Below are 23603 nucleotides of genomic sequence, written 5' to 3'. Positions count from 1 at the left end.
CATTATATCGTGGCATAATCATGAATGTGTGAAGGCGACGCAGCCTGACCTTCGAATCAATGAACGGGTTTCCAAGGTTCGTGGCGCGTGCTGGAGCACATTTGGGGGGATGAGTGGTGGCGGGCTGTTGGGGACCGCCCCCACTCAGCCTTTTTAAGCGTCCTTCTGTGTACGCCCCCGGCAGCTGGAACGGACGCGTGACTAAGATGGCTTTCATGAAGAGCCTGCCCACTCGCCGCACAGCACTGTCCGCAACCCTTGCCGCCGCCGCGCTGGCGTTGTCCGCTTGCGGTGGCGGATCATCGCCGTCGTCGACATCGGGCGGAGACACCTCGCTGTCCGCCATCAAGTCCAAGGGCGAGATCGTTATTGCCACTGAGGGCACGTACCGCCCGTTCAGCTTCCACGAGAACGGAGCCGGTCCACTCACTGGCTTCGACGTCGAAATCGCACAGGCCGTGGCCGGCAAGCTCGGAGTCAAGGCGACCTTCCAGGAAACCCAGTTCGACGGCATCTTCGCCGGCCTTGATTCCAAGCGCTTTGACACCATCGCCAACCAGATCTCCATCAATCCCGAGCGCACGGGCAAGTACGATTTCTCGGCGCCATACACGGTCTCCAACGGGGTGGTGGTGACTAAGTCGGACAACACGTCCATCAACAGCTTCGCCGACCTCAAAGGCAAAACCACCGCCCAGTCACTCACCAGCAACTTCTACAAGATGGCAGTTGACGCAGGCGCCAACGTCCAGGCCGTCGAAGGCTGGGCGCAGGCCGCAACCCTGGTCCGCCAAGGCCGCGTCGATGCAACGGTCAACGACAAACTGACCTACCTCGACTACGCCAAGGCCACTCCGGACTCCGGCTTGAGGATCGCTGCGGAAACCACGGACAAGACGCAAAGCGCCTTGGTCTTCCGCAAGGGATCCACCGAGCTTAAGGCCGCGGTGGACAAAGCCCTGACGGATCTTCAAGCAGACGGCACCCTGGCCAAGATCTCTCAGAAGTACTTCGGCGCAGACGTTACCAAGTAGCCGGCGGCCAAACAGATGACCTTCAACTGGGATCTCGTCTGGAGCTCCTTCGGGCCAATCATCGGCGGCGCCGTCACGGGCACCATCCCCCTGACCTTGGCGTCGTTCGCCCTGGGCCTGGCACTGGCACTGCTCGTTGCCCTCTTGCGCTTGAGCCCCAACCGGGTGCTCTCCGGCATCGCGCGCTTTTACGTCTCCGTGATCCGCGGTACTCCCCTGCTGGTGCAGCTGTTCGTCATCTTCTATGGCCTCCCCAGCCTCGGCGTGAAGCTGGAGCCGTGGCCCAGCGCCATCATCGCGTTTTCACTCAATGTGGGCGGTTACGCGGCCGAGGTTATCCGCGCGGCGATCCTGTCCGTCCCCAAGGGCCAATGGGAGGCGGGGCATACCATCGGCATGTCCCGGCCTCAAACGCTCGTGCGGATCATCCTCCCGCAAGCAGCCAGGGTCTCAGTGCCCCCACTGTCCAACACCTTCATTTCGCTTGTGAAGGACACCTCGTTGGCTTCCCTCATCCTGGTCACCGAACTCTTCCGCAATGCCCAGCAGATCGCCGCGTTCAGCCAGGAATTCATGATCCTGTACCTCGAATCCGCCTTGGTCTACTGGCTCATTTGCCTCGTCCTCTCCACGGGCCAGTCCGCCCTGGAGCGCAGATTGGACCGCTATGTCGCCCACTGACACCAGCAACGCCCCGCAAGCGGGCACCGGGCTGGTTTTGTCCGCCCGGGACCTCGCCAAAGCCTTCGGCAGCAACCTGGTGCTGCGCGGCATCGACATCGATGTCCTGCGCGGCCAGGTGGTAGCACTGATCGGGCCTTCCGGTTCGGGCAAGACCACTGTTTTGCGTTCGCTCAACGGGCTCGAAGTGCCCGACGCCGGGACCGTCACCTTCGGGGACGCCGACGCCGGGACCGTCCGCGGGTCCGGCGCGGGACTGACCCTCGATTTCGCCGGATCCGTGGGCAAGCGGGAAATCGCCGCCCTCCGTGACCGCAGTGCCATGGTGTTCCAGCATTACAACCTGTTCCCGCACATGACCGTGCTCAAAAACATCATCGAGGGACCTGTCCAAGTCCAGAAACGGCCACGGGCGGAAGTGGTGGCCGAGGCCGAGCGGCTCTTGGCCAGGGTAGGGCTCGCGGACAAACGCGATGCCTACCCCTTCGAGTTGTCAGGCGGGCAGCAACAACGCGTGGGAATCGTGCGCGCCCTCGCCCTCAAGCCCCAATTGCTGCTTTTCGACGAACCCACCTCGGCGTTGGACCCGGAGCTCGTGGGTGAAGTGCTTGGTGTTATCAAAGAACTCGCTGACGAGGGGTGGACCATGGTGATCGTGACCCACGAGCTCGCCTTTGCCCGCCAGGTTGCCGACGAAGTCATCTTCATGGACGGCGGCGTCGTGGTGGAACGTGGGCCCGCCGCGGAGGTCTTGAGGGAGCCGCGGCAGGAACGCACCAAGCAATTCGTCAAGCGCCTGCAGCACGACGTCTGAGCTGGGCAGGCAAAAGTTCAGCGGCTGAAGCGCAACGTCACCAGCTGGAACGGACGCAGCGTCAGTTCGGCCGCCCCAGCTCCGGGCATCACGCCGGGAGCCTCGACGGGGCGCTCCAGAAGGTCAACGGCGCGCACCTCCCTGGAATCGAAGTTTGCCGTGATCATGCCTGTGGAGCGTTCTCCCAGCGATTCGTAGAGCCGCACGATCACGTCTCCCGAGCCATCCTCAGCCAGCTTCACGGCCTCGATCACCAACGCTTGGTTGAACACCGTGAAGAGGGGTTCCACAGGCTTCGCGCCCGCCAGCAGCCTCGGCTTGAGATTGGTCCGGTATCCCTCTTCCACGGCATCACCAATGCTGGCGCCGGGCCGGATGCTCAGCTCGAGGACGTGGACACCGAGGTCGGACTGAGGGTCCGGGAATTTGGGCGCCCGCAGCAGGGACAGGCGGACGTTAGTGGTGGTTCCGCCATCCTCACGGATGGCCCGGGTGACGTCATGTCCGTAGCTTGACGAGTTGGTAATGGCCACTCCGTAACCCGGCTCTGCCACATGAATCCAGCGGTGCGCGCAGAACTCGAACTTGGCTGCTTCCCAGGACGTGTTGGTGTGGGTGGGCCTGAAGACGTGCCCGAACTGGGTCTCCGAGGCCGAACGGTCCGCACGGACGTCCAACGGGAACCCGATCTTCAGGAGCTTCTCGCGTTCCTGCCAATCCACGGTGGTGGATATTCCGAGGGATTCCGCACCCGCTTCGAGGGAAATCCGCTGGGTGATGGTGGAGGAACCCACCGTCCGCTCCACCACAACGACGGCGTCCCAGCCTGCGCTCTCCAACGTCACCGAACGGGCCTCGCCTATGGAGACGACGTTCCGGCGGTAGAACTCGTCGATATCCCACGCGTCCCACTCGTTGGGCGTATCCCGGTGGAGTTCAAGGTGGTTGCCGAACTGACCGGGGGCAATGGCTTCCCGGCCGCTTGCGTAGTCCGAAAGAGACGTCAGCAATCCGTTGGCGTCCAGCACAGCGCGGATGATGCCATTGTCCAAAACGTAGCCGCCGGACCGTTCAGTAACGTTGACGGGGCTGTCCGAACGAACCGCCTCGGCGGCCGCAAGCGGGGGTACGCCGTTGCGCTCATGCGGGGCCGCATTGAGCAGGAACACGGTGTCCCCCGTACCCAGCAAGGCAGCTGCGGCTTTCGCGATAATGGCTTCCAGTTCCCTTGCGATCGCGGCGTAGTTCCGCTCTGCGTCCTGGTGGACCCACGCGATGGAGCTGCCTGGCAAGATGTCATGGAACTGTTGCAACAGCACAAGTCGCCACAAGCGCTTAAGGTCTGCTGCCGGGTAGGTGAACGAACCGGCCGTCCGCACGGCCGCCGTCGAGCACCAAAGCTCGGCTTCGCGCAGGAGGTGCTCGGAGCGGCGGTTACCTTGCTTGGTGTTGGCCTGGCTCGTGTAGGTGCCCCTATGCAGCTCCAGGTACATCTCCCCCACCCAGACCGGCAGATTCCGGTACTCGGCCTCGGCCAGCGTGAAGAACTCCTTCGCCGTTCCCATGCGCACCTTCGGCGAGCCTTCCAGATCTGCCGTGCGGTGGGCTGCGGCGACCATTTCGCGCGTGGGTCCGCCGCCGCCGTCGCCATAGCCGAAGGGGACCAGCGAAATAGTGCCCCGGCCATGCTCCCGGTAGTTGCGCTGGGCATGTGCGAGTTCGCGTCCGTGGAGTTCGGCGTTGTAAGTGTCCACCGGCGGGAAGTGGGTGAATAGCCGCGTGCCGTCGATGCCCTCCCAGTTGAAGGTGTGGTGCGGCATCTTGTTGACCTGGTTCCAGGAGATCTTCTGGGTCAGGAACCAGCGGGAACCAGCCGACTTGACGATCTGCGGCAGCGCCCCGGAATACCCGAAGGAGTCCGGCAGCCAGGCTTCCTGGCAGTCGATACCGAACTCCTGCAGGAAGAAGCCCTTGCCCTCGACGAATTGGCGGGCCATGGCCTCGCCACCGGGCATGTTGGTGTCCGATTCCACCCACATGCCACCAACCGGCATGAATTGCCCAGCCTTCACCTTCTCCCGGATCCGGATGAACAGCTCAGGGTAGAACTCCTTGATCCAGGCCAGTTGCTGCGCCGACGAGCAGGAAAAGACGAAGTCAGGATTCTCATCCATGAGGGCGACGACGTTGGAGAAGGTACGGGCACACTTGCGGATGGTTTCGCGGACCGGCCAAAGCCAGGCCGAGTCGATATGGGCGTGGCCGGTGGCCAACAGTTCATGGGCTGAGGCGTAAGCAGGCCTGCTCAAGACCTCGGCGAGGGCTTCCCTGCCGGCCGCCGCAGTACCCGCGACGTCGTCAGGATCCATGACGTCCAGCATGCGTTCAAAGGCGCGAAGGATTTCGTGCCGCCGCGGCAGTTCGAAGGGTAGCTCGTGCATGAGCCCGCTGAGCGTCCAAATATCCTGGTGGAGCTCCCAGACCACCTCGTTGAGTTCGGCTATGGCTATGCGCCCGAGCCGATAGCGGGGCTCGTCTCCGGAGGTTGCTATGTCCCCCAAAGGTGTTGCCGAGAAGCTCCATCCCTGGCTGAGATCAGGATTGGCCGCGGCTTCGACGTAGAAGTCCACCGAGAGCCCGCCACCCAGGAGCTTAAGCGGGACATGCTGGTTGCGGGGAGAAATGGCCTTGATGATGGTGCCGTCCGGGCGCCAGGCAATGCCTTCGCACTGGAATCCGGGGGCGTCGATACTGAAGCCGAGATCGACGACGATCTCCACCGCGGTGCCATCGGCGACCCCCCAACCCTCCGGAACCTCACCTTGGAGCCGCAGCCACTTGGTGCTCCAGGCTTTGCCCCACGCAGCACCATGTTCCTGGGGTTCAAAGACTTGATGGAGGGCTTCCGAAGCGGGGACCGGCTCTCCCGGCACATCCCAACTGCTGAGGGCCAGGGGCAGCGCGCGGCCATAGATGGCGGGGGCGATCCGCTCCCGGACAAAACGTTCGAGCCGCTTCTCAGTGATCCGGCGGTCGTCGTGCAATTCAAGTCCCCTTTAGCGCTGGGCTGGGTCGAGAGGCTTCCGAACCGTTACACGCAACCTAAGCGAGCAAGGTTACTAGCAGGTGGAAACAACGATTCCATTCGATGGATAAAATCTACGTTGTTCCGGAACAATAACCAAGTGATTGACGGCTATCCCTACAAGTCCCTAAAAGTTTGCCGGAACGCGCACCCGCCCGCTGCCCGCATAAACGTTCAGGCTGGTCCCCCGGCTGAATCCCACCAGGGTCAGTCCGGTCTCCTGGGCCAGTTCCGCGGCGAGGCTGGAGGGTGCGCTGACGGCAGCCAAGACCGGGATTCCGGCAAGCGCAGCCTTTTGAACCAGCTCGAAGGACGCCCTCCCTGAGACCTGCAGGATGGTGCCCCTCAGGGGCAACAAACCTTCACGCAGCGCCCAACCCACCACCTTGTCTACAGCATTGTGCCTGCCCACGTCTTCCCGCAGGCACAGTAGCTCAGCCTCACCGTCGTCGGTGATCCTAAAGAGGCCGGCGGCGTGTACTCCCCCGGTCTTGTCGAAAACCGCTTGCGCTTCGCGGAGACGGTCCGGCAAGGAAGCGAGAAGCTCCACCGGCACGCTCAGGGAGTCGTCCGCAGGGCTGAAGTGCGAGGATTTCCGCACAGCCTCAATGGAGTCTGTGCCACAAATCCCGCACGAGCTGGACGTGTAGACATTGCGGCCGGTCTCAGGAAGGACGACGTCGGGCCGCAACTGGGCTTCCACCACGTTGAAGGTCTGAACGCCGTTCTCGTCCTCGCCGGCGCAAAAGCGCAGCGAGATGAGCTGGGCCGGGTCCCAGATGACGCCCTCGGAAACGAGGAAACCCGCCACGAGGTCAAAGTCGTCGCCAGGGGTCCTCATGGTCACGGAAAAGGACATGTGCCCCAGGCGCACCTCCAGCGGTTCCTCGACGGCCAGGAAGTCCTCGCGGTAACGGACAGGGTGCTCCAACGCCTGGGCTGAGCCATCCAGGACGAACTTGTGCACCTTGCGGCGCTGGGTCACCCGTCCCATGTCAGATACCCGCCGTCTCGGCGGCAGCTTCCCCGTGTTTGGCCGTTTCCGAATGTTTGACGAACCGCACCGTCATGGCCTTGTAGCCGGGCGTATTGGATTCACGCGCCACGAGTTCCCGGTGCACCAAGGCGTTGGCCTCCGGGAAGTAAGCGGCCGCGCAACCCTTGGCTGTGGGGTAGGCGACCAGCCGGAACTTGTCCGCCCGGCGTTCCGTTCCGCCGAAGATGGAGATGACGTCCACCATGTCCCTGTCTTCGAATCCGAGTTCGCTGAGGTCGTCCCCGTGGACCAGGATGACCCTGCGGCCTTCGGAAATACCCCGGTAGCGGTCGTCGAGCCCGTAGAACGTGGTGTTGTACTGGTCGTGGCTGCGGACGGTTTGCAGGATCAGGTGGCCGGCCGGGGCTTCAAGGTACTCCAGCGGGCTTACGGTGAAGCGTGCCTTGCCAATATCCGTGGCGAAGGTGCGGGTGTCACGCGGTGGATTGGGAAGCACAAAGCCGTTCTTGGTGCGGACGCGCGCGTTGAAGTCCTCGAAGCCGGGGATGACCCTGGAAATGTGGTCCCGGATGACGTCGTAGTCCTCGGCCATCTCGCGCCAGTTCACCGCATGATCATCGCCGAGGACTGCCTGCGCCATGCGTGCGACGATGACGGGTTCGCTGAGCAAGTGCTCCGAGACCGGAGCCAGGCGGCCCTGGGTGGAGTGGATGACGGACATGGAGTCTTCCACGGAGAGGAACTGGCGTCCGCCGGGGTGCTTGTCGTCCGTGTCCGTTCGGCCCAGGGTAGGCAGGATCAGGGAGGTCTTGCCGTGCACGACGTGGGCACGGTTGGGCTTGGTGGAAATGTGAACCGTCAGACCGGCCCTCTTCAGCCCTTCCTCCAGCGCGACCGTGTCCGAGCCCGCCGCGGCGAAGTTCCCGCCCATGGACACGAACACATCCACGTTGCCCTGCTCCAAGGCGTGTTGGGTCTCCACGGAGTCGTAGCCGTGTGCCCTGGGCATCGTTAATCCGTACTCCTTGTCGAGGGCCGCAAGGAAGCCCTCGGAAGGCTTCTCCCAGATGCCCATGGTGCGGTCGCCCTGCACGTTGGAGTGGCCGCGGACGGGGCAAGCTCCGGCTCCGCGCTTGCCGAAGTTTCCCTGCAGGAGGAGCAGGTTGATGATTTCCCGCAAAGTGTCCACGGAGTGGGGTTGCTGGGTCAGGCCCAGCGCCCAGCAAATGATGGTGCCCTTCGAAGCGGCCAGCATGCCCGCTACCTTGGTTATTTCGATGCGGCTCAGGCCTGTGGCGCGTTCCGTCTCGGCCCAATCAAGCGTGGCCCGGGCTTCCGCGTAGGCCCCGAAGCCATCGGTCTGTGCCTCGATGAAGGCACGATCGACCACAGTCCCCGGCTGCCGCTTCTCTTCCTCGAGCAAGAGGTGGCCCAGAGCCTGGAACAAGGCGAGGTCGCCGCCGACCTTGATCTGCAGGAATTCATCGGCGATGTCCGTGCCGCCGCCCACCACGCCGTTGAGCGACTGGGGATCCTTGAAGTTCAGGAGCCCGGCTTCCGGCAAAGGATTGACTGCCACGACCTTGCCGCCGTTGTTCTTGCAATCACGCAGGGCGGAGAGCATGCGAGGGTGGTTCGTGCCCGGGTTCTGGCCCACAACCAGTACCAGTTGCGCCTCGTGGATGTCTTCCAGGGAGACGGTTCCCTTGCCGATGCCGATGGTCGGGTTGAGGGCGCTGCCGGAAGACTCGTGGCACATGTTCGAGCAGTCGGGCAGGTTGTTGGTGCCGAGGCTCCGCGCGAAGAGCTGGTACATGAAGGCTGTCTCGTTGGCCGTGCGGCCCGAGGTGTAGAAAACGCAGCGGTCCGGCGTCGTGGCGTTGACGTGCTCGCCGATCAGGGCGAAAGCATCTGTCCAACTGATCGGAGAATAGTGTGTTTCGCCGGGGCGGATGACAACGGGCTCGGCGATGCGCCCCTGGCTGCCCAGCCAATATTCGGTCTTGTCCTCAAGCTCGGCAAGGGAATGCTTGGCCCAGAACGCCGCATCGACCACGCGGGTGGTGCTCTCCTCGGCGATGGCCTTGGCCCCGTTTTCGCAGAACTCGGCGGGGCTGCGTTTTCCGGTAATGGACTCGGGCCAGGCGCACCCGGGACAGTCGAAACCGTCCCGCTGGTTGACGCGGAGCATTGACTTGACGGTCCGGCTCACACCGGCTTGGGCCCAACCTCGTTCCAATGCCACGGTGACTGCCTTGACACCGGCGGCGGAACGCTTGGGCGGGTGGATCTGGAGGTCATCTTCATTGATGTCCTGCTCGGGAGCATGCCTGTTCATGTCCCCATCATTGCAAGGCCTGTCTCTCTATTCCACCCGTGTCCATCCGGGACCGGAAGTTCTCAGCCAGTCAGGGCGCTCCAGTCCACCGGCCCTGACGAAACTTTGCGGGCGGGTCTGGCTGGAGGTTTCTTGGTTTTGTCCTGTGAAGGCTTTGGTTGGGGAAGCGGCGGCCCCCAAGGAAGGGGGAAAGCAGGCACAGGTTCCCCGAGTTGGACGCCGTGTGGCGGGACCACCATGACTCCGTCCGCACTGGCGAGGCCACGCATCATCCCTGGCCCCGCGTGTTGCGCCGGCGAGGCCAATCCGTACACGAACCTGAAGGGAAGCAAGCGGGTGCGCCCGGGGTCGGCGTCGAGCATTGCACCGCAAGGCACTTCCCCCACCTCGGGCAGCTTGCCGTGACCCAGTCCCGCGAGCAGTGGTGCGCCGATCGTGAAAAGAACCATCATGGCCGCGAGCGGGTTGCCGGGCAGACCCAAAACAAAGCGCCCGTCCGGCAACTCGGCCAGGACGCCAGGGTGTCCCGGCCGCATCGCAATGCCATCAATCAACAATCGACCGCCGAGTTCTGCAACTGCCCTCCGGAAGTGGTCCGTTCCCGAGCGGCCCGTTCCCCCGGTGGTGATAACGACGTCGGCGGGTGGCGTGTCCGGCGACAACTCGCCTTCCTCTAGGCCCGCGAGCCATTCCCCGTAGGAGTCGCCCACTTTGATCTGCTCGCCGCGGATGCCGCCAAGGAGTTCGACGACGGCGCCAAGCTGGGGCCCGAAGGTATCCCTCACCCGCCCAGGGGCAGGGACACCCGCGGTCACCACTTCGGAGCCAGTCAAGAGCAGTTTGACGAGGGGTTTGCCCAGGACATCCAGTTCATCGCGGCCGGCCAATGCAGCCAGGGCGAGGTGGGCCGGGTTCAAAACGACGCCGGACTTGATCAGCAGCTCGCCTGCCCCGGCTTCTTCTCCGGCGTTACGGATGTGTTGCCCGTTGCGCGGTTCGCCAGGCTTCGAGTTTCCGCCTAGCGCGAGGACCGGCAGGCCATCTTCGTCGGTAGCCAGGACGCCGCTTTCGCTACGGAGCACGGCCTTGGCCCCCGGCGGGATCATGCCACCCGTGACGATAGGGCTCGCCTGATGCGGGGCCAGCCGATGGCCCGGCTCGGCCAGGATCCATGGGCCGTTGCCGTTGACAGCCCAGCCATCCATCGCCGAAGACGCATAGTGCGGCAGGTCCTGGAGGGCGTGGACGTCCGACGCCAACGTCCGGCCGAGGGCGTCCCTCAGCGCAACGGGTGCCGTGGGAATGGGCGTGGCACAGTCGAAGGCGAGCTGCCGGGCTTCCGCCCACAGGTGGTCGGCGTGCGGGACATGCTCAACGTCTGGCGGTTCAGTCATGGCGGAAGGGTGCTGGTTCTCGGCGCCCTGTTCAGGGGCATCGGTCATCCGGCGTCGGTTCCGGGGTTCGTGTAGTCGTTGGCGAGCGTGCGTGCCAGGCCCATGGCGGCGTCCATCGACGCGGTTTCCGTCGCTTGTCCCGAACCCGCTGCAAGTCCGGCCGCGAAGCCGGCAATAAAGGTGGTCAAGGGAGCCGCCGGCCGAACGACGGAATGGGCTGCAACGCCCGCCAAGGAGAGGATCTCGTTGATGTCGATCTCGACGCCTTCAAGCTCATATGCTTGCAGCAGGCTCCTACACCACTCCTCAAGCGTTTCTTCTTGGCTCTTCACGATCCGCCTCCAAAGTCCGGTACAGCTTTTGTCACGGCAGGTCGCCGTCCACTCCAAGCGCCGCGGCATCGTCCCAGGTATCCACGTCATCGGTGGAGCCAGCAGGAACAGGTACGGCCAGCAGATCAAGCCTAGCAAGCAGGCGGAACACCGCGGCGTTGGCGAGGCCACCCTGTTCTCCGGCAGCCAGCACTTCCCGTTGCAAAGCAGAGAACCGGTAGATTCCAAGCAATGGCTGTTTCCGTCCATCGGCGGATACGGCCATGGCCCCTTCCGTCTCTTCGTGTCCGGCAAGTTCCCGGACGAGAACCGGAACGGCTGCGCCCGCGAGGGGCATATCGCACGCCATGACGAGCACCCACAGTGCGGATGTTTCCCTTGCGGAAAGACCCTGGCGGGCATGCTTCTCGAGCGCAAGGAGTCCGGCTTCGATCGCCGCTGCGGGTCCCGCAAACGGGGGGTCCTCGCGGGCGGTCATGATGCCGTACGGCAACGTGCCGGGATCCGGCCCGACGACGACGACCCGCGCTGCCCCGTACGCGGCCGCGAGGGCGCGTTCGAGGAGCGTGGCGCCGTCGTAAGTCAGCTGGGCTTTGGGCACGCCACCGAGGCGGGAGGACTTGCCACCCGCCAAAATCACCGCATCAAAGTCCACCAGCCCAGATTACCGGGGGCGGGCTCAGTTCGGTTAGGCCGCCGATTCGGGCAGGAGGAAGGGATCCCACGCGGGCGTAGGTTTCTCCAGCTCCTTGATTTGCCAGATAGTCCCGGTGGGCGCCGCCGGAGTGAACCTCAGTTTCCAGCCCATTTCGGCCGGTGTGTGGTCACTCTTGGCATTGTTGCAGCGTAGGCACGCCGCCACCAGGTTTTCCCAGGAATCCGCGCCGCCCCTGGATTTGGGGTGGACGTGGTCAATTGTGTGGGCTGCTTTCCCGCAATAGGCGCAACGGTGACCGTCGCGGCGCAAGACGCCGCGGCGTGTAACCGCCGTGATCGCGTTGTACCTCGGCCGGATGTAGCGATTGAGCAGAATCACGGAGGGACGTCCGAGAATCTCCTTTGGCCCGACGACAGGCTCGTCGCCTTCGGCCACTACGCTCGCTTTTCCGGTGAGCACAAGGACCAGCGCCCGGCGGAAGGTCACTACCGCCAGCGGTTCATATCCAGCATTCAGAACGAGTGTGCGCATGCACGTACCTCTTCACGGCCGCACCCGTCAGGGGCGCGAGGGCCGGCTGCCCTCTGCATGTACGGGCTGTGGATCGACATCACAAGAGTAAACACCCGGAGGCCAGATCACCGAATCCTCGGGTGCGTTCGGGCGCTGTGTCGGGCAAAGTTCATGTACCGGACATGTGACGGGAACCTTCACCTGTCCGGGAGCAGCGGCTGCTGACGCTGCCACGCCCGGAATCGTCCACGGCAGACCGTGGGCACTAGATGTGGCACATGCTGGTTAAAACAGAACATCCCCGCTGGCGGACCAGCGGGGATGTTCCAGTGAAACTATTTAGCAGAAGCTATTTAGCCACCAACGCGGATGAAGACCGGACCGGATCCGATGTTCACGCTGTACAAAGCAGTGGTGCCACCGTTCCAGCCGCCGTGGACGGCCATGCCGTTACCGACGTAAACAGCGATGTGGGCCTTGCCCATGCCGCCGTTCTGGTAGTAAACGAGGTCACCCGGTTGCGCTTCAGCAGCACTGACCGTGCGGCCGAGGGACAGGTAGTCTGCCGGCCAACCGTGGAAGTTGATCCCAACAGCGGCCAGGGAGTTCGAAGCCAGGGCGGTGCAGTCCTGGGCAACGCCAAGCTGCGCGTAAGCTGCGGCCGCAATTGCTGCGCCCTTGCCGCTGGCAACCTTCGTGGCGGGGGATACAGCGGCCGAAACGGAAAGCGTGGAGACACCCGTTGTTGCAGCCTTGGGAGCGGCAACAGCTTCCTGGACGGCAACCGGAGCCTCGGCAACGGGAGCAGCTTCGGTTGAAACAGCCGGACGTTCGTACTTGATAGCGACGGAGGAATCGGCCGCAATACTGGCTTGGGCGATGGACTGGACTTCCAAGGTGGAGGTCGCAGTGGACTCGCGGGGAACGTTGGTTTCGGCAGCGTTGGCCGCGATACCGCTAGTGAGCACCAGACCGGACGCAGCGGCGATAACCGCTGCCTGACGGCCTACGCCACCGGCGTTGCTGCCGACGGTCTTAGCGATGACGGCAAGCGAGTTGGTCTTGGTGACCGCGGCGCGGTGGCGCGCAAGAGTAGAGCGTGAAGACACGTTAAAAGGCCTCTCCCTATGCCCGCGAGGTAAGCTGTCGGATTCGGATGGGAGTCATCCGGCCGCAATGCTTCCCGTAGGAAACAAATGCGACTTAACCCCAAGGCCATCGGTGAAGATGACCAAAAGTGGGTCCCCCGCCTCTGCCAGACGATGTTTTGCGAACGGAACCTCGGGCAGTGGCAGAGCTAGGCAATCCACCCGAGTGCATCAACTCTCTAAAAGTTGATGCGAGTTAGACGGTACAGGAGTTTTGGCTGAATGTCACATTCAGGTCACGGAGCGTGACAAGCATGCGAGAGACGGCCATCGGATTGGCTACAGCCAGCCCAGGGGATCAACGACGTCGCCGTTGACCATGACTTCAAAATGGAGGTGGCAGCCGGTGGAAGCGCCAGTGGTGCCGCTCAAAGCGATAACGTCGCCGCGGTTGACCGTTTGGCCCACCTGGACGTTGAACGAGGACAAGTGGTTGTACGTGGTTTCCAGGCCGTTGCCGTGGTCCACCACAATGCGGTTTCCACCGCCATACGGGTGCCAGCCCGCAAACGTGACCTTGCCGGCGGCAGCCGCATGCACCTGGGTGCCGCACTGGGCCACGAAGTCCTGGCCACGGTGGAACTCCCCCAAGCCTCCCGTAATGGGGTTCACACGGTAGCCGAACGGCGAGGCCGTGGCGAGGGTGTCCAGCGGAGCGCCCAGCGTGCCCTTCGAGGACGACGTCTTGATGCTGCCGACGGACTGCGCGCTCAGGAGCTGCTTGAGTTTGCTATCAGGATCCGCCGTGGTAGAAACGGCAGCGCGGCTGAAGTCGATGGTGGCATTGGCCGCAGCGGGAATCTCGGCCTGAGTCCCCGCCGAAGCGGCCGAAGCCTGGTTCGATTCCGCAGCGGCCGTCAATGCTCCGGTACCCGGCATGGCCACGGTCAGGATGAGGCCCGTGGTGGCAAGGGCCACACCGGCCTTCTGTCCCGCACCGCTCGCGGCGGCGAAATCGGCCATTTGCCGCAAGGGGCCCTTGCGCCGGCGCACTTCGCGATGCGGATCGCGGGGCCGATCGTGCGCAACGACTTGCATGGTCCGCAGCTCAGCAGTAGGACCGGACGCGCGTCTGCGGCCCCTGGTGTTCTGCGTGGTCAAAGTGTTCCTCTCTGGCAAGCCTGCGAAGTTAGCTGTCGGATTCGGGTCAGAGAGTGCATGGACCCGGTCCGCGTGGAGGGCGCGAAGCACAGAGGGATCCCCGGAAAAGGCCCTGCGCTTTTTGCACATCCGCTGCGGACTTCACCCCAAGGCTGTCTTTCGACCGCCACTGGTGGTTCCCCCGCTTCTGCCAGTGAATGGACTAATCCACCTGATCCGCTGGCAGAACTCGGCTTCGGATCAGGTAACGCTTTGGTATCGGCGCCAGTACTAAACTATAGGGGATTAAAGCCCCGCAGTAATAATTCCGTTATCTTTGCCGATCGGTTTGCCGAAAGAGCTAGGAGACGGTGACAAACACGTGCGACGCCACCTCAGGCGGCAGCTCCAAGGCACCGTCGATATTGGGCACGCGAACGGAGATGTACTCCCCGACACGCTCCAGGGAAACCCTGGCTCCCGGGCGGATTCCGCCTTCGTCCAGCTGCACCAACAGCTCCGGTTCCACCTGGATCGGTTCAGCCAACCGGCTGACAATGACCCGGTTGTCCGGTGAGTATTCGTTCATCGCCTCAAGGAGGTTGACCACACCATCCGTAAAGGCGTGAGACGCAGCTCCGCCCAGGGCTTCGAGTCCCGGAATGGGGTTGCCGTAGGGAGATTCCGTGGGGTGGTCCAGGAGCTCATAGAGCCGCCGCTCCACGCGCTCGCTCATAACGTGTTCCCAGCGGCACGCTTCGTCGTGGACATAGGCCCAGTCCAGTCCAATGACGTCGGCTAGGAGCCGCTCGGCGAGACGGTGCTTGCGCATGACCTCGGTGGCACGTTTCCGGCCGGTTTCGGTCAACTCAAGGTGCCGGTCGTTGGAAACAATCACCAGGCCGTCGCGTTCCATTCGCCCGATCGTCTGGGAAACGGTGGGCCCGGAGTGCCGCAAGCGCTCGGCGATGCGCGCGCGAAGAGCCACGATGTTCTCTTCTTCAAGCTCCAAAATGGTCCGAAGATACATCTCAGTGGTATCGATCAGATCCGTCATCCAGCTCAGCTCCTAGAGCGCAGTATCTTGCGTATTTTCCACCGTACCGCAGCCGGCCAGGCGGTCTACCCGCCGGTCGTCCCGGGCCGGGCGCCAGCTCCTAGCTTAGCTTATTTGGAATTACTCCGGATAATTTTCGGGCCCGCCCCCGTGCAGGCCCCCGTGTCCCGCGCCGGCGGAACAGATGCTTTCCACGTGGCGGACTATGAAGCGTTCAGTTCTGTCCCCGCCTGCGGAGTCAGGCAGAATTGGGGAGTCGAAGGGGCAGCGATGCCACCTGCCACGACCCATCTAGGCCGCTACTTCACCATTGGAGCATCCCGTGAGCGACAACAGCATCACTATCCCCGCCGATTTGCTGCCCAAGGACGGCCGCTTCGGCGCCGGGCCCTCCAAGGTCCGCCCGGAGCAGATCGAGGCATTGTCTGCCGCCTCGGCAACGATCCTCGGCACTTCCCACCGCCAGGCACCCGTCAAGAACCTGGTGGGCTCCGTCCGCGAGGGACTCAGCCAGTTCTTCCGTGCACCCGAGGGTTACGAGGTGATTCTCGGCGTCGGAGGCTCCACCGCATTCTGGGACGTCGCCAGCTTCGGCCTGGTAGAGAAGAAGGCACAGCACCTCTCCTTTGGTGAGTTCGGTTCCAAGTTCGCCTCGGCCACGAACAAGGCACCCTTCCTGGAAGCTTCCTCGATCATCAAGTCCGAGCCCGGCACGCGCCCGGTTTCCCAAGCCGAGGTAGGCGTGGACGTTTACGCGTGGCCGCAGAACGAAACGTCCACCGGCGTAGCGGCCCCCGTGAAGCGGGTAGCCGGCGTAGACGACGGCGCACTGGTCCTGGTGGACGCGACCTCAGCTGCCGGTGGCCTGGACGTGGACCTTGCCGAGGCCGATGTCTACTACTTCGCACCGCAAAAGAACTTTGCCTCCGACGGCGGACTGTGGCTTGGCCTGTTCTCCCCCGCCGCTCTTGAGCGTGCCGCCAAGATCAAGGCAAGCGGCCGCTGGATTCCGGATTTCCTGGATCTGCAGACGGCCGTCGACAACTCGAGGCTCAACCAGACCTACAACACGCCGTCCCTGTCCACCCTGGTGACGCTCGACGCCCAGGTCCAGTGGCTCAACAAGAACGGCGGCCTGGACTTCGCTTCCGCACGCACGGCGGACTCCGCCAGCCGCATCTACACCTGGGCCGAGGCTTCCGAGTACGCCACCCCGTTCGTGGCAAAGCCTGAAGACCGCTCCAACGTCATTGCCACGATCGATTTTAATGATTCGATCGACGCCGCCGCCATCGCTAAGGTGCTGCGTGCCAATGGGATCGTGGACACGGAGCCGTACCGCAAGCTGGGCCGCAACCAGCTCCGCATCGCTACCTTCGTTGCCATAGAACCGGACGACGTTTCGGCGCTGCTCGCGAGCATCGACTTCGTGGTGGGCGAACTGAAAAAGTAAGCGCCCGCCGCGTTCCCGCGGTCAAGATTGGTCGGCGTCGTTCGGGTATGGATCCCGGGCGGCGCCAGCCTTTTTAACGGCGCCAGCCTTTTTAACAGTGCCAGCCCTTTTAACGGGACTTTCGCCTTTAACGCGGTCGTCCATGACAGGGCTGATGCCTTGCGACTCGATCCGGAAGAACCGCAACCCTCGGGCGCTGCTGTCGAAGCGAAGCCGCAACTGACGCGCGCGGATGATCCAGATGATACCGACGACGGCGGTGCTGGCGCCAGCGGCCGCTGCCACCCCAACGGCCCAGCGGGGTCCGGCTACGCTGGACACCCAGCCGACGAAGGGCGCCCCGATGGGCGTTCCTCCCATGAAAATGGCCATGTACAACGCCATGACCCTGCCGCGCATTACGGGTTCGGTAGTGGACTGTACATAGCCGTTGGCGCTAGTGATCATGGTCAAGGCGAACAGGCCGCACGGAATCAGGGCCAAGCCAAACATGGTGTAGTTCGGCGCCATGGCGGCGAACCCGCTCGCGATGCCGAACCCGCCGGAAGCGGCGAAGATGAGCCGCATGCGTGGCCTCCCCCGCCGGGCGGACAGCAACGCTCCCGCGACTGAGCCGATTGCCATAACCGAGTTGAGGAGCCCGAACGCACCTGCGTCCATGCCGAATTCCGTGCCAACCATCGCAGCGATGAAGAGGACAAAGTTCAGGCCGAACGTGCCCATGACGAAAATCGCGACGAGGACCACCATGATGTCAGGGCGGTTGCGGACGTAGCGGAGCCCTTCGCGGATGCGGCCCTTGCCCGCGGCTGCCCGGGGCTGGACACGCAGGGAGGAGGAAGGGATGGCGCGGATCGCGCCGAGCATCGCCACGAAGGTCAGCGTATTGATCATGAAAACCCAGCCCGGCCCCACGGCCACCGTCAACATGCCGGCCACGGCAGGGCCGATCATGCGGGCAACGTTGAACGAGGCACTGTTCAGCGCCACGGCGTTGGAGAGGTAGTCGTCCTTGACGAGCTCCGAAACGAACGTCTGGCGAACGGGGGCGTCAAGTGCCGAAACGACGCCAAGCAACAGTGCGAACACGTAGACATGCCACAACTGTGCAGCGCCGCTCAGCACGAGGATTCCCAACCCGGTACTTAGGACCGCCATGGCCGATTGCGTCATGACCAGGAGCCTGCGCCGGCTGTGGCGGTCGGCAAGCAGTCCGGCCCACGGTGCCAGGAACAGCTGCGGACCAAGTTGGAGCGCCAAGGTAATGCCCATGGCGCCGGCGTCGTGGTTGCTCAGATGGGCAAAGACCAGCCAGTCCTGCGCGGTTCGCTGCATCCAGGTGCCGATGTTGGAAACAAGGGCGCCAAGGAACCAAATGCGGTAGTTAAGGACACCCAGCGATTTGAAGGTGGACATCAGGTTCCACCTTCAAAGAGTTCATTCGCTGGGTCCGCCAAAGGCTAGTCGGCCTCGACTTCGTCGTCCGGGGCGTCGTCGTCCTCGTCAACGGAACTGTCCGCTGTCGAGGTGTCTTCCTCTGCCAGCTCGTCGGGGACCGCCTCGTCCTCTGGACGGACGCGCTTTGCCCAAGGCACCCATTCAGGGGCGAGGATGGAGTCCTCGGACGGCAGCAGGCCGAGTTCGCTGACCGTGACGACTTTGGAGCGCGAGTTGCGGGTCACGACGGCGTACCACTGCCAGCCGCCGTAACCGGCCAGTCGCGATTCGAAAAGGTGCGTGACGACGCGTTCGCCTTCGGAGCGTGCGGCGATATGCGGTCCGATTTCATTCGGCTTGGCAATGGTCTCCACCGCATTGCGGGCGACGTCGACGGCGGCCGCCAGGAAGGCGTCCGGCTTGCCGACGCGCCACACGGGAATGCCGGTGCGAGGTTTCGCCGTTGTCGGCTTCCGCCCAGCAGCAGTATCAGCCGTTCCTGCTGTTGCTGGTGCGGCACCGGTACCGTTCTCTTCAGGACTGGCTTCAGCGGATTCCGATGTCATGGCTGCTTTAGGCTTCCAGCTCGTCGGCAACCTTGCGCAGTGCTGCCGCGATGGCCTTGCCTTTGGCGCCTTCAGGGTACTTACCGGCCGACAACGTCCCCGAAAGGTTGTCCAAGACGGACACAAGATCCTGGACCACGGGCGCGAGCTCGCGGGCGTTCATGCGCTTGGCCTTGGCAATGGATGGCAGCTTGTCCAACACACGGAGGCCCAGTGCCTGGGCGCCTCGGCGACCGTCGGCAACGCCGAATTCAACCCGGGTGCCTGCCTTAAGATCCGTTACACCCTCGGGCAGGGCGGATTTGGGCAGAAATACTTCCTGGCCATCCTCTGCTGCGAGGAATCCGAAGCCTTTGTCCTTGTCATACCACTTGACCTTGCCGGTGGGCACGTAATCAACCTTCTTCGTTCTTGCTTGGGAGACACAGCCGGCGCGTCACCGCATCCGCAGGATACTGCGGGAACAGGGGTAACTGCCTGGTCCGTGTTGGTCTATTGCTTCAAGGTTATCCTGCCCGGCCGCGGATTCGCGCTTTGAGACCACGCGGAGCAGGTCCCGTCGTCTTTTGTTCTTGCGCAGGGCGGCAACAGCGCATCTGGCGCGGGACTGTTAGCGTTGCTCATATGATTCCCCACGGCTACCGCCGCCCGCTTGTGATCGTCGCCGTCGTCGTCGCCGTGGTGTCTTTGGCGGCCGTGGGCGCCGTCATGGCTACCGCTTTTGCCCGGGGGGTGGCCCCGATTTGGGTGACCTCCACCGCCCTCTATGGGCTGCCGCTGGCCTTTATTTTGATGGCCGCATTGGTGGTGGACTCCGTCTGGGTACGGCGTCGCCAATGAGCCACCAGAAAGCCCGACAGCGGGCCCGGCTGGCGGTAACGTTGAACTGATGTCCCTTATTCGCGCGCTCAGCAAGGAACTGGAAGCGCGCAGCGATGATTCGCTGCGGGCCCTGTTTGCCGCGCGGCCGGACCTCATTTCTCCTGTTGCCCCGGACTTCGCCGCACTCGCTGCGAGGGCGAGCGCACGGGTCAGCGTGCAACGCGCCCTCGAACGGCTCAACAAACCGGAAATGCAGGTACTGGAGACCCTCCATCTCTGCACCAATGCGGACACTGGCCACAGCGTCTCTGCGGCGGGTTTGAAAAAGTGCATCAACGGCTCAACACTTGCAGCGCTCGAGCCGATCTTGAACAAGCTCCAGGAGCTGGCACTCATCCACAGGGCCGATCCGCCGGCCACGGTGCACAATCCCGGTCGCCAACGCTTCTACTTGCCGGTGGGCAGCCTCAAGGACGTCATCGGCATCTACCCCGCCGGACTGGGCCGCAGCTACACCGAGCTGGTACGGCTGCAGCCGGCCTTCGCCCAGCGCGTAGTACAGCTCGTTGCCGAACTTCACAAGAGCGGCGCCGATGTCCTCGCTGCCACCACGCCGATGGACGCGGCGCTGGCCCTGCAGCGATGGACGTCGACTCCGGAGAGTCTGCAGCACATCTTGTCCGAGGCGCCGATACGGACCCGCCCCCTTTTGAACAAGTTTGGCAGCTGGGCCATGGGTGCTGTTCCACAGGCCCAGCGCAAGGCCTCCGTGCTCCATGAGGGCCGCGACGTCGGTCCCGTGGACTGGCTCTTGGCCCGCGGCTTGCTTGTACCCCTGGACGCCGGTCACGTCGAACTGCCCCACAGCGTCGGCCTGTCCCTGCGCGGCGGCGCGATCGTGGACCACTTCACTTTGAAGCCTCCCGTGCCGGAGCTAGGCCGGACAAGTGCCGCCTTGCGCCGGAATGCCGCCATGGGCGCTATTGCCGAAGTACTCCGGCTGGTCGGCGAACTCCTGTACGCGGTCCGCGATCAGCCGGTGCTTACCCTTCGCAGCGGCGGGGTGGGCGTACGCGAGCTCAAGCGCTTGGCCGATAGCCTCCGATTGGGACTGTCCGAGACTGCGCTGATCCTTGAGCTCAGTGCCCTGTCCGGATTGCTGCGCCTCGATGTGGACAGTTCCACGTGGATCCAGCCACCGACGGTCGAGTGGCTCACACTCCCCCGACAGGAACAGTGGCTCTGGCTGGTCAGCGCCTGGCTAGCCAGCGAGCGCGCTCCGTCACTCGTCGGGCAGAACCTCCCCGGTCCTGCCGCGACGGCATCGCGGACCGGTTTTGCCGGAACTGCCATCAACGCTTTGTCTGCCGAGGCCCAACGCCCTGACGCCCCGCTTGTCCGCAAGCGGATCTTGGAGATCCTCGACGAGCTCACCCGCGAAGTCGAAGCACCGGACGGCAAGGCCCCCGTGCTCAACGCCGAGGCTGTCATGGAGCGCGCGGAATGGACCCAACCCCGGATGTCACGGCGGTTCAGTTCCCTCATCCGCGGCATATTGCACGAAGCGGAAATCCTGGGGCTCATGGGTTCCGGCGCCCTCACCCAGCTAGGCTCCGCCATTGCCACCGAACAGCCGGATCTTGCCCTAAGCATCCTCGGCGAACACCTGCCCGCCGCGGTCAACCATGTCCTGCTCCAGGCAGACCTGACCGCAGTGGCCCCGGGGTACTTGGCACCTGAGCTGAGCGAAAAACTGCTTCTGATAGCCGAGGCCGAAGGCCAAGGGCCGGCCACCATCTTCCGTTTCTCCGGAGATTCAATACGACGCGCGCTGGACGCCGGCCAAGACGCCGAAGCCATCCTCTCCTTTCTGCGCACCCACTCCGCCACCGATGTCCCACAGCCGCTCCAGTACCTGATCAAGGACATCGCCTCGCGGCACGGCCGGCTACGCGTGGCCACCAGCGCCAGTTACATCCAAAGCGACGACGAGGCCGCCATTGCCGAACTCGTTCACGAGCCCGGGACCGCGAGCCTGGGCCTCGTCCGGATAGCCCCCACGGTGCTGACCTCCGCGGTGAGCCCGCGGGAGACCGCGAGGGTGCTGCGCGAGCTGGGACTTTCGCCTGCGGTGCAGGAGGCCGAGCCCGCCGTCGTGCGTTACAAGAGGACGACGGCGGTGGCTGGCGGCGCCCGCCCCGTTTACACGGCACCCCGCACCGCCCCGCCGGACGACGACGTCGACGCCCAACTGGCGGTCCTGAGGCACCATCGAGGGGTGTCGGGTGAGATGACCGGCGAGGCGGCGACGCAACTGGGGCTCGAAACGCTCCAAAGGGCCATCCGGCTGAAGCAAGCGGTCACCATGAACGTGGTTGACGGCTTGGGGAATTCCAACACCGAGACCGTTGTTCCCGTATCGGTGTCCGGCGGACGGGTCCGGGTGTTCGACGCGGCCAGGGACACCGAAAGAGTGTTGTCCATCCACCGCATTATCGATGTGGAACCTGCGGGCGATCCGCGCAAGTGAGGAAGCAATAGTGAGCGACGGTCCGCTGATCGTACAGAGCGACAAAACCATCCTGCTGGAAGTCGACCACGAGCTCGCCACCGAGGCACGGCATGCGATTGCGGCATTCGCCGAGCTGGAGCGCGCCCCCGAACACGTCCACAGCTACCGACTCACTCCTTTGGGTTTGTGGAATGCTCGCGCCGCGGGGCTCGACGCCGAAAAGGTCCTCGACACGCTCCTGCGCTACTCCCGTTTCCCGGTGCCGCACTCGTTGCTGATCGACATCGAAGAGACGATGTCGCGTTACGGCCGGTTGCGCCTGGAAAAGGACCCGCAGCACGGATTGGTCATGCGGACCACCGACTACCCCGTGCTTGAGGAAGTCATCCGTGCGAAGAAGATCGCACCGCTGCTGGGGCCGAGGATCGACGGCGAAACGGTGGTGGTGCATTCCTCCCAGCGCGGGCAGCTCAAGCAGCTTCTACTGAAGCTGGGGTGGCCGGCCGAGGACCTCGCGGGCTATGTGGACGGCACTCCGCACCTGATCGCCCTGAACGAGGACGGCTGGCACCTGCGGCCCTACCAAAAGCTTGCCACGGAGAACTTCTGGGCGGGCGGCAGCGGCGTCGTCGTTCTGCCTTGCGGTGCGGGGAAGACGCTAGTGGGCGCGGCCGCCATGGCCACCAGTTCCACCACCACCCTGATCCTGGTCACCAACACCGTCGCGGCCCGGCAATGGAAGGACGAGCTCCTCAAGCGGACGTCCTTGACGGAGCAGGAAATCGGCGAGTATTCAGGCGCGGTCAAGGAAGTCCGGCCCGTCACGATCGCCACCTACCAGGTCCTGACCACCAAGCGCGGGGGCCTTTACCCGCACCTGGAACTCGTGGATGGGCACGACTGGGGGCTCATCATTTACGACGAGGTCCACCTTTTGCCGGCTCCGATCTTCCGGATGACGGCGGACCTGCAAGCCCGGCGACGGCTCGGACTCACGGCGACCCTGGTGCGCGAGGACGGGCGGGAGGGCGAGGTTTTCAGCCTGATCGGCCCCAAGCGCTACGACGCACCCTGGAAGGACATTGAGGCCCAGGGCTACATTGCGCCCGCAGACTGCGTGGAAGTCCGGGTAGACCTGCCCAGGGACGAACGCGTGGCCTACGCCATGGCGGATGATGCGGACAAGTACCGATTGTGCGCGACGTCGGAGACAAAGACCCACCTGGTGGAGCAGTTGGTGGCGCAGCACCACGGAGAGCAGCTGCTGGTGATAGGCCAGTACATCGATCAGTTGGATGAGATCGGCAAGCGCTTGGACGCTCCCGTGATCAAGGGCGACACAACAGTCAAGGTGCGGCAGAAGCTGTTCGACGCCTTCCGTGCCGGTGAAATCAAGACCCTCGTGGTGTCCAAGGTGGCCAACTTCTCGATCGACCTACCGGAGGCCTCCGTGGCGATCCAGGTATCGGGATCCTTCGGTTCCCGCCAAGAGGAGGCACAGCGGCTGGGCCGATTGCTGCGCCCCAAGCAGGACGGCCGTGCTGCGCGTTTCTACTCATTGGTGGCCAGGGACACCCTCGACCAGGACTTCGCGGCCAAACGGCAGCGCTTCCTCGCCGAGCAGGGCTACGCGTACCGGATCATGGACGCCAAGGACGTACCCGCCGGGTAGTCGCTGGTCG

The 23603-nt window shown here is 63.9% G+C and carries 20 protein-coding genes and 2 riboswitches; of the genes, 7 read left to right on the top strand and 13 right to left on the bottom strand.

The genetic code is table 11. The features are described 5' to 3' along the window. The first annotated feature begins 215 nt into the window (after positions 1 to 215). Genes LFT43_RS04065 through LFT43_RS04055 form a run of 3 tightly spaced genes read left to right on the top strand, consistent with a single transcriptional unit; the run spans position 216 to position 2529 of the window. Positions 216 to 1034, top strand: a complete 819-nt coding sequence (locus LFT43_RS04065; RefSeq protein ID WP_395802880.1) for an amino acid ABC transporter substrate-binding protein — start codon at positions 216 to 218, stop codon at positions 1032 to 1034. Positions 1035 to 1049: 15 nt separating this feature from the next. Beyond that, complete coding sequence (locus tag LFT43_RS04060; RefSeq protein ID WP_395801268.1) at positions 1050 to 1715, top strand: amino acid ABC transporter permease; 666 nt, start codon at positions 1050 to 1052, stop codon at positions 1713 to 1715. Further along, positions 1702 to 2529 (top strand): amino acid ABC transporter ATP-binding protein, encoded by an 828-nt coding sequence (locus tag LFT43_RS04055; protein ID WP_395801267.1) that lies wholly within the window; start codon positions 1702 to 1704, stop codon positions 2527 to 2529. Before LFT43_RS04060 ends, LFT43_RS04055 begins: the two co-directional genes overlap by 14 nt. A 17-nt stretch (positions 2530 to 2546) precedes the next feature. Here the strand turns inward: LFT43_RS04055 and LFT43_RS04050 are convergent, their stop codons facing one another. The 10 genes from LFT43_RS04050 to LFT43_RS04005 form a co-directional block, all read right to left on the bottom strand. After that, a complete protein-coding gene (locus LFT43_RS04050; protein WP_395801266.1) occupies positions 2547 to 5573 on the bottom strand; it encodes an alpha-mannosidase in 3027 nt (1008 codons plus the stop codon). 168 nt (positions 5574 to 5741) lie between these two features. Beyond that, a complete protein-coding gene (fdhD, locus tag LFT43_RS04045) occupies positions 5742 to 6608 on the bottom strand; it encodes a formate dehydrogenase accessory sulfurtransferase FdhD (RefSeq protein WP_395801265.1) in 867 nt (288 codons plus the stop codon). Position 6609: 1 nt separating this feature from the next. Continuing rightward, positions 6610 to 8949, bottom strand: a complete 2340-nt coding sequence (locus tag LFT43_RS04040; protein WP_395801264.1) for an FdhF/YdeP family oxidoreductase — start codon at positions 8947 to 8949, stop codon at positions 6610 to 6612. 62 nt (positions 8950 to 9011) lie between these two features. Continuing rightward, the gene (locus LFT43_RS04035; RefSeq protein ID WP_395801263.1) at positions 9012 to 10343 is read right to left on the bottom strand and encodes a molybdopterin molybdotransferase MoeA; all 1332 of its coding nucleotides are present in this window, start codon (positions 10341 to 10343) and stop codon (positions 9012 to 9014) included. A gap of 44 nt (positions 10344 to 10387) precedes the next feature. Continuing rightward, positions 10388 to 10675 (bottom strand): DUF6457 domain-containing protein, encoded by a 288-nt coding sequence (locus LFT43_RS04030; RefSeq protein WP_268024803.1) that lies wholly within the window; start codon positions 10673 to 10675, stop codon positions 10388 to 10390. 31 nt (positions 10676 to 10706) lie between these two features. Beyond that, positions 10707 to 11330, bottom strand: coding sequence for a molybdenum cofactor guanylyltransferase (locus LFT43_RS04025; protein ID WP_395801262.1), 624 nt, complete (start codon positions 11328 to 11330; stop codon positions 10707 to 10709). A gap of 33 nt (positions 11331 to 11363) precedes the next feature. Beyond that, positions 11364 to 11864 (bottom strand): HNH endonuclease, encoded by a 501-nt coding sequence (locus LFT43_RS04020; RefSeq protein WP_395801261.1) that lies wholly within the window; start codon positions 11862 to 11864, stop codon positions 11364 to 11366. Between the two features lie 335 nt (positions 11865 to 12199). Then, complete coding sequence (locus LFT43_RS04015) at positions 12200 to 12955, bottom strand: NlpC/P60 family protein (protein WP_395801260.1); 756 nt, start codon at positions 12953 to 12955, stop codon at positions 12200 to 12202. Between the two features lie 5 nt (positions 12956 to 12960). Further along, positions 12961 to 13143, bottom strand: a riboswitch (cyclic di-AMP (ydaO/yuaA leader). Between the two features lie 130 nt (positions 13144 to 13273). Further along, entirely contained in the window at positions 13274 to 14095 is an 822-nt protein-coding gene (locus tag LFT43_RS04010; protein WP_395801259.1) for a M23 family metallopeptidase, read from the bottom strand. Positions 14096 to 14097: 2 nt separating this feature from the next. Continuing rightward, positions 14098 to 14309, bottom strand: a riboswitch (cyclic di-AMP (ydaO/yuaA leader). Positions 14310 to 14435: 126 nt separating this feature from the next. Beyond that, on the bottom strand, positions 14436 to 15131 hold the full coding sequence (locus tag LFT43_RS04005; protein WP_395801258.1) for a metal-dependent transcriptional regulator: 696 nt from the start codon (positions 15129 to 15131) through the stop codon (positions 14436 to 14438). Positions 15132 to 15453: 322 nt separating this feature from the next. Between LFT43_RS04005 and serC the strand changes: the two genes are divergently transcribed. Beyond that, entirely contained in the window at positions 15454 to 16584 is a 1131-nt protein-coding gene (serC, locus tag LFT43_RS04000) for a phosphoserine transaminase (protein WP_395801257.1), read from the top strand. A 21-nt stretch (positions 16585 to 16605) separates the two neighbouring features. Here the strand turns inward: serC and LFT43_RS03995 are convergent, their stop codons facing one another. The 3 genes from LFT43_RS03995 to LFT43_RS03985 are packed head-to-tail and all read right to left on the bottom strand — an operon-like array spanning position 16606 to position 18978. After that, positions 16606 to 18000 (bottom strand): MFS transporter, encoded by a 1395-nt coding sequence (locus LFT43_RS03995; protein WP_395801256.1) that lies wholly within the window; start codon positions 17998 to 18000, stop codon positions 16606 to 16608. Positions 18001 to 18044: 44 nt separating this feature from the next. Beyond that, entirely contained in the window at positions 18045 to 18587 is a 543-nt protein-coding gene (locus tag LFT43_RS03990) for a DUF3027 domain-containing protein (protein ID WP_395801255.1), read from the bottom strand. A 7-nt stretch (positions 18588 to 18594) separates the two neighbouring features. Further along, complete coding sequence (locus LFT43_RS03985; protein ID WP_028266166.1) at positions 18595 to 18978, bottom strand: cold-shock protein; 384 nt, start codon at positions 18976 to 18978, stop codon at positions 18595 to 18597. Between the two features lie 233 nt (positions 18979 to 19211). Here LFT43_RS03985 and LFT43_RS03980 point away from each other — a divergent pair, with 233 nt between their 5' ends. From LFT43_RS03980 to LFT43_RS03970, 3 genes are read left to right on the top strand one after another with little or no spacing between them, the layout of a single operon-like run. Next, positions 19212 to 19427: a hypothetical protein gene (locus LFT43_RS03980; protein ID WP_395801254.1), complete on the top strand. Its 216-nt coding sequence runs from the start codon at positions 19212 to 19214 to the stop codon at positions 19425 to 19427. Between the two features lie 49 nt (positions 19428 to 19476). Next, positions 19477 to 21939, top strand: a complete 2463-nt coding sequence (locus tag LFT43_RS03975; RefSeq protein ID WP_395801253.1) for a helicase-associated domain-containing protein — start codon at positions 19477 to 19479, stop codon at positions 21937 to 21939. A 10-nt stretch (positions 21940 to 21949) separates the two neighbouring features. Next, positions 21950 to 23593 (top strand): DNA repair helicase XPB, encoded by a 1644-nt coding sequence (locus LFT43_RS03970; RefSeq protein ID WP_395801252.1) that lies wholly within the window; start codon positions 21950 to 21952, stop codon positions 23591 to 23593. The last annotated feature ends 10 nt before the right edge of the window (positions 23594 to 23603 follow it).

It is taken from the genome of Arthrobacter sp. FW306-04-A, from assembly GCF_044358315.1.
Classification (GTDB): Bacteria; Actinomycetota; Actinomycetes; order Actinomycetales; family Micrococcaceae; genus Arthrobacter.
The sequence above is the reverse complement of the archived record's forward strand: the minus strand, read 5'-3'. Positions and strand labels throughout refer to the sequence as shown.

Bases quoted from the DNA above. Each gene is read 5' to 3' on its own strand.
- LFT43_RS04020 (WP_395801261.1), bottom strand. From the start codon at position 11,864: ATGCGCACACTCGTTCTGAATGCTGGATATGAACCGCTGGCGGTAGTG.
- LFT43_RS04060 (WP_395801268.1), top strand. From the start codon at position 1,050: ATGACCTTCAACTGGGATCTCGTCTGGAGCTCCTTCGGGCCAATCATC.
- LFT43_RS04055 (WP_395801267.1), top strand. From the start codon at position 1,702: ATGTCGCCCACTGACACCAGCAACGCCCCGCAAGCGGGCACCGGGCTG.
- LFT43_RS04035 (WP_395801263.1), bottom strand. From the start codon at position 10,343: ATGACTGAACCGCCAGACGTTGAGCATGTCCCGCACGCCGACCACCTG.
- fdhD (WP_395801265.1), bottom strand. From the start codon at position 6,608: ATGGGACGGGTGACCCAGCGCCGCAAGGTGCACAAGTTCGTCCTGGAT.
- LFT43_RS04040 (WP_395801264.1), bottom strand. From the start codon at position 8,949: ATGAACAGGCATGCTCCCGAGCAGGACATCAATGAAGATGACCTCCAG.
- LFT43_RS04005 (WP_395801258.1), bottom strand. From the start codon at position 15,131: ATGACGGATCTGATCGATACCACTGAGATGTATCTTCGGACCATTTTG.
- LFT43_RS03975 (WP_395801253.1), top strand. From the start codon at position 19,477: ATGTCCCTTATTCGCGCGCTCAGCAAGGAACTGGAAGCGCGCAGCGAT.
- LFT43_RS03990 (WP_395801255.1), bottom strand. From the start codon at position 18,587: ATGACATCGGAATCCGCTGAAGCCAGTCCTGAAGAGAACGGTACCGGT.
- LFT43_RS04065 (WP_395802880.1), top strand. From the start codon at position 216: ATGAAGAGCCTGCCCACTCGCCGCACAGCACTGTCCGCAACCCTTGCC.
- LFT43_RS03980 (WP_395801254.1), top strand. From the start codon at position 19,212: ATGATTCCCCACGGCTACCGCCGCCCGCTTGTGATCGTCGCCGTCGTC.
- LFT43_RS03995 (WP_395801256.1), bottom strand. From the start codon at position 18,000: ATGTCCACCTTCAAATCGCTGGGTGTCCTTAACTACCGCATTTGGTTC.